Genomic DNA, 13248 nt, shown 5'->3' with positions numbered 1-13248 from the left:
AGTATTTACAGTTATAAACAACTGCTATTTTAGCGCTATATATTATTAAAAAAAAACACATTTATTGTCGTGTTTTTCCTTGACAGAAAATGGACTCTCTACTGTTGAAAAGTCATATTTTCAGTCTTTAGTGCCTCAGGATTGATGGCACAATGGCTTTCGAGTTATTTAGTGAATGAATCAGTGAAGTTATCCAAAACTTTATCCACGGTTTTTGTGGATAACTAAAAAAACCACAGAGAAATCTTAGACTCCCCTAGTCAACGGGGGTTAACATTCTTCTAATTAATGAGCGAAGTACCATTGCTAAAACCAAAAATGCCGATAGAGGAACCGCTAGCCATATCTCTGGATGCGGCCTCCAATCTAATTCAAACCCGTAGTTCATGATCACAGCAACTACCAACTCCGCGCCAAAGGCAGAGATCACTCCTGCCACTACTGCCATTACGCCATACTCAGCCCAAAGTGTTCTCACTACTCGTCTACGACTTGCCCCCAGAGTGCGATACAAACGAATCTCTTGTTGTCTTTGAGATAAGCCTAATCTCAGCAGTGTAAAGATCAGTAACACGCCAGCCAAAACCCCAATTCCAGCAAGTACGGTAATAGACCAGACTATTTTCGCCAAAAGCTGCTGTATTTTTTCGCCCATGATTCTGATATCCATCAGACTCACTGTTGGGTAACGTCTGGATAATTCGTTAATTAACTGATCATGATTTTGATTTAAACGAAAGCTAACCAACCAAGTGCTTTCAATGTGTTTTAATACGTCAGGTGTAAAAATAAAATAGAAATTCGGCTTCATGTCTCGCCATTCTACGGTACGGATCGTATTCACCAAGGCCTCGACTTCAAGCCCGTTGATCATGAAGGTGAGTTCATCGCCAATTTTGATATTAAGACTTTCAGCCACTTCTTGTTCAACGGACACTCCCTGTTTAGTAGACCATTGACCCGATACGACGCTATTGTAATCAGGGAGCTGTTCTGCATACGTGAAATTGAGCTCACGACTAAGGGCCTCTTGAGATCCATCACCAAAATACGATTTCGCGTCATTCCCGTTGATCTGAACAAGGCGTCCTCTTGTGATTGGAAAAGCTTGGCTACGATTGATATCCACTGCGTCCAGAGCGGCTAAATAACTGTCTTTGTCGTATTGAGAAATATTAAGGGCAAAGGCATTTGAGGCATCGTCAGGTAATGTTCTTTTCCAGTCAGAAAGCAGATCCGTCCTTACTAGCCAAATTGTCGTTAACAGCATCAACGATAGGCCCAACGCTCCATATTGTAACCCGGTAGAACGAGTCGAACGGTTGATCCGGCTAATTGCCAGTTTAAAAGACACTGACAGTGGCATCGACTTAAACAGTTTTACCAACAGCAAACTGACGATAGCGAGAACAAAAAACAGTCCCACAATCCCTAACAATACCAGCCATACAAGGGTATTCTGCCAATAGAAGTACACTAACGCCGCCAGCGGTAACAACACTAAAGCGTTAATTAAGCCAATTTTTGATTCACTTGTCCTCTGCACAACCTCAATTGATGAAATCGATACCAAACGGTATAAAGGGATACCTAACGCTGGAATACCTATTACAATGCTAACCCCTATCGCAGTCAGCACTGGTTTTAGTCCGTAAGGGGGGATCGGATCAGGTAACAGTCCATCTAAAGGGACGCGTAACAAATATTCTAACAATACCCCAGATGCCAAACCTAAGATTATCCCTACCGCGAGCAAAACAGAAATCTGAATCACGAGCCAACGAACTAACCATATTCTGCTTGCCCCTAAGCTTTTCAGCATCGCAACTGTCATGCGACGAGATTGCACATAATTCTGACACGTCAAAATCAAGGTTGCTGCAGACATAATAATAATTATTGCTACTGTCAGCGAAAGGTATTGTGTTGTTTTATCGAATATATCATTGGTTCTACTAGATTCCCCTCTGTCTCTCCAGCGATCACTCGCCGTCAAGGGTATCTGGCTTTTCAGGCTACTTACCTGAGCATCATCTCCGACCAAATACACACGAAACTGAACGCGACTACCCAGCTGAACGGCCCCTGTGGCATCTATTGATGAACTATGAATATAGGCGGCTGGCATTTGTTGAAAAGGATTAAAACTCAAGCCCGGCTCAGATAGAATAGTGCCCGTAAAAGTCAGGTCAGCATCACCAATAGTGACAATGTCACCTATTTTTATTTCTAATTGATTCATGATGCGCTCGTCAAGCCACAACTCACCCGGCTCAACGTGTTGCGTCAGTCCTTTATTCCCTTTCAGCTGCAAATTTCCGCGAAGTGGATAGTTAGAATCCACGGCTTTCACAGTAACAAGTTGCATTGATGTGTCACTAAACGCCATAGTTGCGAAGCGGGTATAAAACGACGAATCCATCTCGCTGAACTCGATAGCATCGATAACTTGAGTATTAATCTGGTTCGAACTAACAAAAACTGTGTCGGCTGTAAGAGCATCTTTACCCTGTTTAACAATGACTTGCTCCATTCTTTCCGCCAACGCACTTAGTCCAAAAATACAGGCTATGATTAGAGCAAATGACAATGCGACTGGCCATAGTTGCCCTTGGCGAATTTCATCTACAGACCAAGCAAACAACCGCTGCAATACTCTGTATTTATTGCTCATCGGTTGACTCCTTTAATGTGCCATTATTCATTAGTAATACTCGGTCACATTTATCAGCTAACGCCAAATCATGAGTAACTAGGACTAAGGTCGTTCCATGCTTTGCGTTAAGATCAAATAAAAGCTCAACCACTTTCTGTGCTGTTTTCTGATCAAGGTTTCCTGTGGGTTCATCAGCAAACAGTACATCTGGGTTTGTCATAAAAGCCCGAGCTATAGAAACTCGTTGCTGCTCTCCGCCAGAAAGTTGAGAAGGCAAATGATCGGCTCTGTCTTTCAGGCCAACAGAATCTAATAGACGCAATGCTTGTTTCTGATCTTCTTTTTCCCCACGCAGTAAGCACGGCAAAGTAACATTGTCTAGAGCGGTCAAACTTGGAATCAACAAAAAACTTTGAAATACAAACCCTACATTTTGGCTTCGGATTGCCGCTCTTTCTTCATCATCAAGTTCAGAAATGGTGTTGCCTAGCAAAGAAATTCGGCCTTCGCTTGGTCTGTCCAGGCCTGCAAGTAGCGTCATCAAGGTAGTCTTACCGGCTCCGGAGGTGCCTACAATAGCGACGGTTTCACCTTGATAAATATCTAGACTGACATTTTTTAGGATTGTCAACGACTCGGATTTCGTAGACACTACTTTATTAATCGATTCTGCTTTTATAATGGTTGAGCGCATGATCCGTAAAATTTCCTTTGTCTTGTTTCTAATATTGTCATTCGCAGTTCACAGTAAGACTCTACTTGTCCTAGGGGACAGTTTAAGTGCCGGATACAACATGAGCATTGAACAAAGCTGGCCTTCATTGCTACCAAACGTCATTTCTCAGGAGCACAACCAAACAATAGAAGTAATTAATGGTAGTGTCTCTGGTGATACTACTGGAAATGGGCTGGCTAAACTTCCTGCACTAATTGAACAGCATACCCCCGACTATGTACTGGTAGAGCTCGGAGCCAATGACGGTCTAAGAGGTTTCAAACCAAACCTAGTAAAGGACAACTTAAACGAAATCATATCATTAAGCCAATCCTCTGGTGCGAAAGTGTTCCTAATGCAGATCAGGATCCCACCTAATTATGGTAAAAGATACACTCAACTTTTTGAAAACATCTATCCTGATCTGGCACATTCAAACCAAGTCACCCTTGTACCGTTTTTCTTAGAGCACGTAATACAACGCGCAGATTGGATGATGGACGATGGTCTGCACCCAAAGGCCCAAGCTCAGCCCTGGATTGCCGAGTTTGTTGCTAATCAATTGCAACCTCATCTCGATTAAACCTGCTTAGGCATGTAAAAAAGTACATTTTTAATCAACATTTATTCACTTTTAGTGGTTTAGCTCAAGACTCATCTTCGCAACATCACTTAGTCTAATGAGTATTGTTCACTCTACAGGTTGTCTCTTGTGATTATTACACCCATTATTAACGGCGTGGTCGCGCGCTCCGCTCATCCTGAAGGCTGCAAACAGTCTATTGATTCTCAAATAGAGTACGTTAAGAACGCAAAGCAGATCAAAACCCCGCCTAAAAGAGTGTTGATTTTAGGGGCTTCGTCTGGATTTGGTTTAGCGGCACGTATTGCACTTACTTTTGGCGGTGCCAATTGCGATACTATCGGAGTTTCTTTCGAAAAAGGCCCTTCTCAAAAAGGGATTGGGACTGCCGGTTGGTACAATAACATTTTCTTCAAACAGCGAGCTCAACAAGCCGGTCGGCGTGCGATTAATATTGTTGGCGATGCTTTTTCTCAAGATACTCGTGATCAAGTCATCGAAGCCATTGAAACCTATTTCGAGGGTGAAGTTGAGCTAGTCATTTATAGCTTGGCAACTGGCGTTCGACCTAAAGGTAATGGAGAATTTTGGAAAAGCGCCATTCGACCTGTTGGGCAAAGCTTAGATGGCTCTATTATCGATCTTGAGCATGACCGTTGGATAGATACTGTGATGCCTGCTGCCACTGAGAATGAAATTGAAGGAACACTCAAAGTCATGGGTGGTGAAGACTGGGAGAGCTGGATCGATACATTAATCAATGCAGAAGCTGTTGCTCAAGGCTGTAAAACCATCGCGTTTTCCTATATGGGACCAGAAGTCACACACCCTATTTACTTGGATGGAACACTCGGTCGGGCAAAAATTGATCTCCACCAAACCAGCCACTTTCTTAATATTGAGATGGCTAACTTTGGCGGGAGTGCTTATGCCACGGTATGCAAAGCGTTGGTCACCAAAGCCAGCGTGTTTATCCCCGGATTGAGCCCCTATCTCCTTGCTCTATACAAAGTAATGAAAGAAAAAGGCACTCACGAAGATTGTATTGCACAGATGCAACGCCTGTTTTCCGACAAGCTTTATGGTAACGAAAATGTACCTGTCGACGCAGAGCGACTGTTGCGTATGGACGATCTCGAGTTGGATGCCGATGTACAATCTCAAGTCGCTGATATTTTGAAAGACATGGATCATTCCAACTTTAAAACCCTTGGTGACTATGAAGGTTTTAAGTCGGACTTTTTAAAGCTCAACGGATTTAGCTACGACAATATCGATTACTTGGCCAAAACCGATATCACCAGATTGAAAAAACTGGTCCCATAACGTCGTAATGTTCTTGTCCTCGTCTCACTATTGAGAACAATGTAGTTTAGAAACCTTCTATTTTTATTAGAAGGTTTTTTTTGTAATCGGGCCATGATTAATTTCTTATACTTTGTCATAGACATATATAAAAAGGGATTTCTATGCAAAGGATGCAGGTTCGGTCAAGTGATAACACTTATATAAAAGAAAACCCATTTGGGACGAGCATGTCCTTAATGAATTTTGTATCTGAAATAACTCATTGCCCTGTTCTCGCACTGTTCACTTATCAAGGTTCAGAGCTGTACCTAAAGGTTGTCGTTGGCTCGTTTATCAAAAAAGATCTCTACATTTCAAATATAAAAGTACCCGAAATAGAAGCGATTACACCCTTCCTTACCAAGTCTGTTGATACTCACGAAAAAACAGCAATCGATCATTGTTTTAATTACTTCAAGCAATTTGGCGAACCTAATTCCATCTATTATTTCAAAACACTGTCGGTTAGACAGATTTGCTTAGCCAAAGGCGAACCCTATGGCGTGCTTGTGTCATTGAATACCAATGAAGACTATGCCACAGCCACAATAGAGCACTTAGCGGGTATCTTAAAAAATAATCTGCATATTCATATGTTGCAAAAAGAGATTGAAGTTAACCAAAAAACAGCGGGCGCACTCATCAGTAAACTTGATACCAAGGTTGACCAGATTAGCCACAGTTTAGAAGTTGAAACCAACCTTAGAATCCTTTTGGAAAAGCAACTAGAGCATCAAAAAAATCACGATGCGGGCACATTAATGCTTAATAGAAAAGGGTTTGAAATTGCGTTAAAAGAGCAACTTATCCGATGTGAACAAGGAAGTTCAAACAAATTTCTTGCTGTTATTCTCATACATTTAACCAACGGCGAGAGGATACATACTAGGCTTGGCAGCCATGAATTTGAAGAACTCCTGATCGACTACGAAAAAAAAATAAGACAATGTGTCAACGACAACATCAGCATGGCGCGAGTTTCAACAACTGAAATAGCCTTTTGTGTGCATGTCTCCCCCAACGACGAAGGCTATTTGGCTAAACTATGTGAGCAACTAGCGAGCGTTGGCCGAAAAGGTTTTGTCGTAAAAGAGCATGAAGTTCATATTCATGCCTATATGGGGATCGCGACATCCTATCACACCGATGATCCAGATAAGCTGATCAACAAAGCCTACCACGCATCAGTATCATGCAAGGAGTCAGGCGCGCAATACACACTTTTCACCAAAGCAGACTCAGAAGAACAAAAAGAGTTTAATCAACTTGAATGTTACCTACTTCAAGCCGTTCGCAATGATGATCTTATCTTGTACTTTCAGCCAAAAGTGAGGCCTATTGATCAACGTTGGGTTGGCGCTGAGGTCTTATTAAGGTGGAAGCATCCCATTTTAGGCGAGATTTCAAATGAAGCCCTAATACACATGGCCGAACAAAACGGCCTTATCATTGAACTTGGAAACTTCGTTTTAAGGGCCGCCATCGATAAGGCTTCAGAATGGGCAACGATGGAAAGCGAATTCAAGGTGTCTGTCAATATCTCGGCTAAGCAAATTTGTGACCCTTTGTTTGCAGAGCGGTTGATTGACCTATTAGAACAACACGAATTGCCTGCCAAAAATATTGAGTTAGAACTTACCGAAAGCTGTCTGATTTCTAATCTCGAAGTAGCAAAGGCAAATGTCTTAAGCTTGCACGAGCAAGGTGTCTCTTTTTCTTTAGATGATTTTGGTACTGGGTACGCCTCGTTCAACTACCTAAAACAATTACCGTTTGACAGTATCAAAGTAGACAAAAGCTTTTTGCAGAACATACACGACAACCCCAATGACGAGGCTATCATTCGGTCAATTATCAGTATTGCCAAAAAGCTGAAGAAAGAAGTGGTCGTAGAAGGTGTTGAGAACAAGCTTCACCATAGCTTTATTTGCAAAGAAAACTGCGATATTGGCCAGGGCTACTACTACGCACGACCAATGCCTGGCGATGAATTTGAACAAAAATTCTTGCAACGTTTTCCACCGAAAGTTGCGAACAATGTCATACGTTAATGCTCGGCATTAGCCCCTGACCACTATCTTGCCTGATAAGCCACGTTACCCTTTACGTAGCCTTGATAGGCTCCTATAATCGCGCACCAACTTATTGAAACTTGAGACGATCGTTATGGATCAGCTAATCGCGAAACTTAAGAAAATTGAAAAGCAAAATTATCGAGCTTACCAACAGATCAAAGGTAGCTATAATTTTGCAGATTTTGAGCTCCATATCGATCATGTACAAGCGGATCCTTACGCTTCATCTTCTCGCTTTCGTGCTTTTAGGCAATGGTCGTTAACAGATTTAGCCTGGTTGAAAGAACATTCAACGGCCTATCAACTCGCAGCTCGAGATTTTATTGCACGTAGATTTGCCGAGCTCGCTAAACAAGAAAACTTACTGTCGATAACCCTTACAGGGCAAACAGTGCTTGACTCAACAGCCGTCGTCTTCACAGAACAAGGGATCGAGCTACGATTTCGAGTAAGTCTTCCGGCAGAAGGTCGAAGTATTCTTGGGAAAAAGGCCATTAACTTATTGACCTTTCATTTACCAAAATACATTCGTAAATCGACAATCGAACGCGAACTCGACCTAGATGGCCTAAAACGTCATTGCGAAATCATTGAAGACCAAACTGCCCTGCGTGGACAGCTAAATGAAAAAGGCTTAGTCGCATTTGTCGGAAATGATAGCGTATTGCCAAGATTATCTGGCGACTGTGATTTGCCGATGAAAGACGCAATTACCTTTCAATCACCCGAGTCACTGGCGGTCACATTAGATAGACCTAATCAGGGTCCGATAACAGGTATGGGGATCCCTAAGGGTGTTACATTAATCGTTGGTGGCGGTTTTCATGGTAAGTCTACACTGCTTAATGCCATTGAACGCTCTATCTATAACCACATACCGGGAGATGGCCGAGAAGCTATCGTCACTGATGTCAACGCTGTCAAGATTAAGGCCGAAGACGGGCGAAGTATCCATGCATTGAACCTGAGTAATTACATTAATCACTTGCCTCATGGCCGTGATACCAAAGACTTCTCAACTCAAGACGCATCAGGCTCAACGTCCCAAGCAGCATGGCTACAAGAGTCTATCGAATCCGGTGCAAACAGCATTCTTATCGATGAAGATACGTCAGCGACAAATTTCATGATCCGCGATGAGCGTATGCAAGCTCTGGTATCTAAAGGCGATGAGCCCATCACGCCTTTCGTTGACCGTGTAGGACAGCTTCGCGATGAATTAAACGTTTCGACCATAATCGTTATGGGTGGTTCGGGAGATTACCTAGATGTCGCAGACACTGTCATTCAACTACATGAATACCAAGCCATTGATGTAACAGAAAAAGCACAAGAAGTGATCAAGCTGCATCCAACAGCGAGAAAGAATGAATCAGAAAAGCCCCTTGAACTGCTTCCACCGCGTCAACTCGATCAATCTTTACTGATGAAAACACTAAGCGAAGGTAAGTTTAGAGTGTCTAGCAAAGGGACTCATACTCTTAGGTTTGGACAAGAGTTTATAGACCTATCTGCGTTAGAGCAGCTTGAGTCAGGTTCTGAAGTCAACGCTATTGGTTGGGTTTGGTTTCAGCTAGCTCAAAATGCAGGTTGGGCGACTCATCCGCCTAAAGCCATATCTGAGTTGCTAAACGAACGTTGGAGCGATTCGATGCCTAACTCAGGAGATTTAGCTAAACCGCGAGTCATTGATGTCATTTCTGCTTTAAGCCGTTTCCGCAAAGCAAAGTTTCGTCAGTAGTCCAATCCGTCAATAATCAAACAGAGGGGGGATTAGTTCCCCCCTCTTAATACTGACCATGCTTCACAAGCTTCACGAAACTCACTCTCATCACCACCTTCTCTGTCTGGGTGCCACTTCAGTGCAAGCTTTCTCCAAGATTTTCGTATATCCCTTTCGGTTGCCCATTCATCGAGTTCGAAGATGTCCAAAGCCAATTTGCGTGACATTGTCACCTCACCTATACCAACGTGCTCTCTATAACGAGTCCAGAACTGATTCAGTAGACGTTTTATTTCCGTCTCATCTGCTTCATAGTGCCCCCAATCCATATAGTACTCTCGCATTGGATCATTAACCGCGATTGAGTGGCTAACCGGATGAAATCGCATGAGTTCGATCTCCATAGACTCAACATTGAGCCACTGCTTAGGGAACAACAACTCTTGAAGCTGATAAAGCGCATTCATTAACAGAAAATTTCGTTTGAATAGATCTTTTTCAGAGCTATGGTCTAATACCGGAATCATGCCCTTTTCTGAAAGCTTACTCGCGAGCGTATGGATTTTCCATCCACTAGGGTTATGTCGAAGGATTTTTAGGATAGACCAAATTAACGGATTTTCAGAGGAATAACTTGCGGATAAATCTGTGGTTCTTTGGGTCATAAATCTTCTCAATACTCTCACGCTTATTTGCTAATGTTAGCAGATAGAAAAACCAATCTAATAAGAATCATGTTGAACAGATACGTTGGTCCCAAAGGCCAGCAAATCCAATTGCTGGCCTTTACATGTTAGATAACCCCTAATTCTCTTAAGCGCTCCATTAAGTAGCTATCTGCTGTATACCTTTGTGACAACACAACCTCCGGCTTTGGATGTAAAAATAAAGGCAGTGAGATTCGTGAGTTGTCTTGTCTTTTGCCAGTAGGGTTAACGACTCGATGAGTCGTTGAAGGGTAATAGCCGCTTGATGCTTCCTGTAGCATGTCACCCACATTAATGATCAAGCTACCAAAATCGCAAGGTACATCAAGCCAGTCACCTTCTTTACTTAATACTTGCAAACCTGGCTCATTAGATGCTGGAAGTACCGTTAATAAGTTAATATCTTCATGAGCGGCTGCTCGAATCGCGCCAGGCTCCTCGTCACCAGTCATCGGCGGGTAGTGCAGTACTCTCAATAGAGTTTTATCGCTTCCTTCGATCATTTCTGGAAGCCTTATTGAAAAGTGCTCTTTAACATCTTGTGGCGCGTACTCTTCAACCCAGGAAAGTAGCTCTTCTGCAAACTGATTCGCCAGACGATAGTACTCTAGAATCTCGTCGCGTAATAAATCGGGAATTTGGCCCCAAGGATAGATATGGAAATATTCTTTAATATCTTTAACGGTATGCCCTTTAGCTACTTCCGAAACATCAGGTGGAAAGTAACCGTCTTGTGTTTCTACGTTGAACTGGTACTTCGCTTTATCCGTGCTCAGGAAAAACGCCTGCCAATTATTATAAATTGAATCAACCAGCTCTTTAGGTATTGGGTGGTTTTTCAGTACACCAAAGCCAGTTTCCTTTAAAGATGTGACAAATTTTTCAGCGGCATCGTGATCTCGGTAATCAACGGTTTCTAATTTCATCTGCTTCTACTTTTTATTTGTGAGCCATTACAGTCCAATGTTAGAATTACGTTAAGTCCAAATCAAATATTTTCTGAAAAGTGAATTTAAATCTCACAGATAATGTGAGACAGAACACACCGAGCAGCCAAAGACCATATTCAATACACCTTTAACTCGGTTACTTCTAATTTTAATAAATGTCATGAAGCCGCTCCAATTCAATTTGAGACGTTGCTTTTCACCCAATCAAGATAGCTCGATAAACCGTGCTCTATTGGCAGCGCGACAATCTGAGGTACGTCATATGGGTGGTGGCGGAGTATCGTCTTCTCAACTTCCTCGTAAGAATGATTTAATGTCTTGATCGTTAACAGCACTTCCTGACTGTTGCACAATTCGCTTTGCCAAACGTAGTGGCTGTCGATTTGCTGTGTTTGAATACACGCTGCGAGCCTAGACTCCAGAAGAGCATTAATGATGACCTTCGCTTGCAGGCTGTTTTCGGTCGTAGTCAGCACGACAATGACATCGCTTGGTTTGCTTTCCTTTACCATATCGTTATTTCATCCTTGTTTTTCCACCTACTATTTTGATAGCTGGTGTTCCTCGAACTAACGTATCTCGCCCAAAAACGGAATTACAGCTTGGGCAAACTCCTAGGTTAGATGTGTAATCCTCTGTGATCCGCTCTTTAAAACACTTTACCAGCGCACCTTTGCCACCTTTACGATAGCGGTAAAGCTTTTCACCACACTTTGCACAATATATATCGACACTTTTGCTTGGGCCCTTTTTGTTGGGTTTAGCCATCTAGCGCCTCCGTTGTTTCAGGCTTGACCCATACTTTACTAAAATCGAACCAGCCCAATGCGTTACATTTGGCGTTTTGTAATGTCCCACAATGGTCATGACTTATCCCCATCCAGCAATGAAACATTGGAATGATTTGAATTTGCTCGATAAGATCACGACTGATTTCTCTTGCTGGGAAAGGCTTTTCAGACTCTTGTCTCCAATCGTTGATAAGACGGCTCCAACGCAAGAAATCATCTGTATTCGCCATTTTCTCTATGTCACTGTAGTCTAATAACCAACCGGCGATCGCATCCTCTCTTCGAGTCGCAATTCCCATAGGCTGAATCCAAATATCGACTTCTTCACTTTTTGGGCTTTGTAAATCGTACTTAATAAACTCCACTTTAATACCATCTTCAGAAAGCAGTGACGCTACACATTGTGCAATCACCGGAAACGTTGGATGTTGCGCGTAATATGCGATATACACTGGCCTTTCAAGTTTTTTCAGTTCATTAACATCCACGACATCGTTAAATTTCGGCTGGTGATACCACCCAGGCTTAAGACCATGAGCTGGAATTAACCCAAGTTCGTTTATGACATCTTCAGGTAGTTTTTTATACAAAGATAATGAATTAAGTTTACCCGACAAATATCGAGCCCACCTGTCGTCCTTTGCCACCCCTTTCAACTTATTTAAAAGTAGATAAGTACAGCCAGGATCGAGATCAACTAACTCATGCTGCCTTGTCTTTTCATTAGGAATTGGGTCTGCGAGTGTGGGAAATACTAGAGAAGAGTGTGTTTTATCGATCACCCAAACTTCTACAGTATCAAGCAAAGGCCGATATCCGAAGTAGCCATCAAAAGCTGACAATACCAACCGTTTATCATCATTACTATCGACGCGATAAGGGCCGGTTCCTATTGGAAATAAGTCAAAGTCATCGCTTCTCATTGACGTAGGTGGCAGTACTTTTGCGCTAAGCTCGGCGAGCAAAACAGGAAGATGGTGATCTTCGCTATTTAGGTGAATATCGACAACCCAAGACGTACCAGTCGTCACTTTATTTATATGACAGAAAAGATTGGTCGACTTTAATGCGTTAAGACTTTCAATGATATGTTCGACCGTGAGAACTTCTCCATTATGAAATCGAACTCCCGGCCTTATATAGAATCGCCATTGCAAAGGGGTTACCAATTGCCAGTGATGGGCTAGGTCTGGTTGAATTTGCTCATTTTCATCGAGTTTGGTTAATCCACTAAAAATTTGCCGTGCAATATGGAGCTCCGAGCGTCTCAACGCTTTCGTTGGATTAAGCATGGTTAGCGGTCGGTAGTACGGTAACCGTATAACCTGTTTACCATTATGTTGCTGCAACCCCAGATAATTTTGAATCGCATTGGTTAGACGACTTACGTCTTTATCGAGAACATTGAGTGCATGGCCTATTTTCCCTTCATCGAGATAACGCCTAGCTAATGTCTCTCCAACTTCATGTCTGTTTTGCTTAAAGACCAACTGAGACAGCTTTCCACGACCAGCTGCTGGGTGCCACTCAATCCACCCTTCTTCTTCAAGTTTATTCAGAACGATACGCGCATTTCTACGCGTACAGAATAATATTTCTGTTACATCATCGAGCTGGGTTCCTGAATTTTGGCCAGAAAAATGTTCAAAAAGTGTTTCAAACTGCTTGCGAAGTCTAGGGCTACTCATAAAGGGGGAAAAA

11 protein-coding genes are annotated in these 13248 nt (G+C 42.5%); 4 read left to right on the top strand and 7 right to left on the bottom strand.

Annotated elements, in window-relative coordinates:
* Positions 1-256 precede the first annotated feature (256 nt).
* Positions 257-2674, bottom strand: a complete 2418-nt coding sequence (locus LNL84_RS09925; RefSeq protein ID WP_244357083.1) for an ABC transporter permease — start codon at positions 2672-2674, stop codon at positions 257-259.
* Positions 2664-3350 (bottom strand): ABC transporter ATP-binding protein, encoded by a 687-nt coding sequence (locus tag LNL84_RS09920; RefSeq protein WP_244357082.1) that lies wholly within the window; start codon positions 3348-3350, stop codon positions 2664-2666. Before LNL84_RS09920 ends, LNL84_RS09925 begins: the two co-directional genes overlap by 11 nt.
* Here LNL84_RS09920 and LNL84_RS09915 point away from each other — a divergent pair.
* The 4 genes from LNL84_RS09915 (at position 3349) to LNL84_RS09900 (ending at position 9117) form a co-directional block, all read left to right on the top strand.
* Complete coding sequence (locus LNL84_RS09915; RefSeq protein ID WP_244357081.1) at positions 3349-3954, top strand: arylesterase; 606 nt, start codon at positions 3349-3351, stop codon at positions 3952-3954. The genes LNL84_RS09920 and LNL84_RS09915 overlap by 2 nt on opposite strands.
* A 129-nt stretch (positions 3955-4083) precedes the next feature.
* Positions 4084-5280 carry an enoyl-ACP reductase FabV gene (gene fabV, locus LNL84_RS09910; RefSeq protein ID WP_244357080.1) on the top strand — a complete coding sequence of 399 codons (1197 nt, stop codon included), beginning with the start codon at positions 4084-4086 and terminating at the stop codon, positions 5278-5280.
* Positions 5281-5489: 209 nt separating this feature from the next.
* Positions 5490-7352, top strand: a complete 1863-nt coding sequence (locus LNL84_RS09905; RefSeq protein WP_244357079.1) for a putative bifunctional diguanylate cyclase/phosphodiesterase — start codon at positions 5490-5492, stop codon at positions 7350-7352.
* A 115-nt stretch (positions 7353-7467) separates the two neighbouring features.
* Complete coding sequence (locus LNL84_RS09900; protein ID WP_244357078.1) at positions 7468-9117, top strand: ABC-ATPase domain-containing protein; 1650 nt, start codon at positions 7468-7470, stop codon at positions 9115-9117.
* Positions 9118-9149: 32 nt separating this feature from the next.
* On the opposite strand, the gene LNL84_RS09895 is transcribed toward LNL84_RS09900, so the two are convergent.
* From LNL84_RS09895 to LNL84_RS09875, 5 genes are all read right to left on the bottom strand, one after another.
* Positions 9150-9764 carry a DNA-J related domain-containing protein gene (locus LNL84_RS09895; RefSeq protein WP_244357077.1) on the bottom strand — a complete coding sequence of 205 codons (615 nt, stop codon included), beginning with the start codon at positions 9762-9764 and terminating at the stop codon, positions 9150-9152.
* 128 nt (positions 9765-9892) lie between these two features.
* Positions 9893-10732, bottom strand: coding sequence for an isopenicillin N synthase family dioxygenase (locus tag LNL84_RS09890; RefSeq protein ID WP_244357076.1), 840 nt, complete (start codon positions 10730-10732; stop codon positions 9893-9895).
* A gap of 200 nt (positions 10733-10932) precedes the next feature.
* Positions 10933-11268 (bottom strand): divalent-cation tolerance protein CutA, encoded by a 336-nt coding sequence (gene cutA / locus LNL84_RS09885; RefSeq protein WP_244357075.1) that lies wholly within the window; start codon positions 11266-11268, stop codon positions 10933-10935.
* Between the two features lie 4 nt (positions 11269-11272).
* On the bottom strand, positions 11273-11524 hold the full coding sequence (locus LNL84_RS09880; RefSeq protein ID WP_244357074.1) for a hypothetical protein: 252 nt from the start codon (positions 11522-11524) through the stop codon (positions 11273-11275).
* Positions 11517-13235 carry an SgrR family transcriptional regulator gene (locus tag LNL84_RS09875; protein WP_244357073.1) on the bottom strand — a complete coding sequence of 573 codons (1719 nt, stop codon included), beginning with the start codon at positions 13233-13235 and terminating at the stop codon, positions 11517-11519. The genes LNL84_RS09880 and LNL84_RS09875 overlap by 8 nt, the downstream gene beginning before the upstream one ends.
* Positions 13236-13248: the final 13 nt, after the last annotated feature.

The sequence above is a fragment of the Vibrio gelatinilyticus genome (genome assembly GCF_022836845.1).
Lineage (GTDB): Bacteria > Pseudomonadota > Gammaproteobacteria > Enterobacterales > Vibrionaceae > Vibrio > Vibrio gelatinilyticus.
This window is presented reverse-complemented; position numbering and strand designations above follow the sequence as displayed.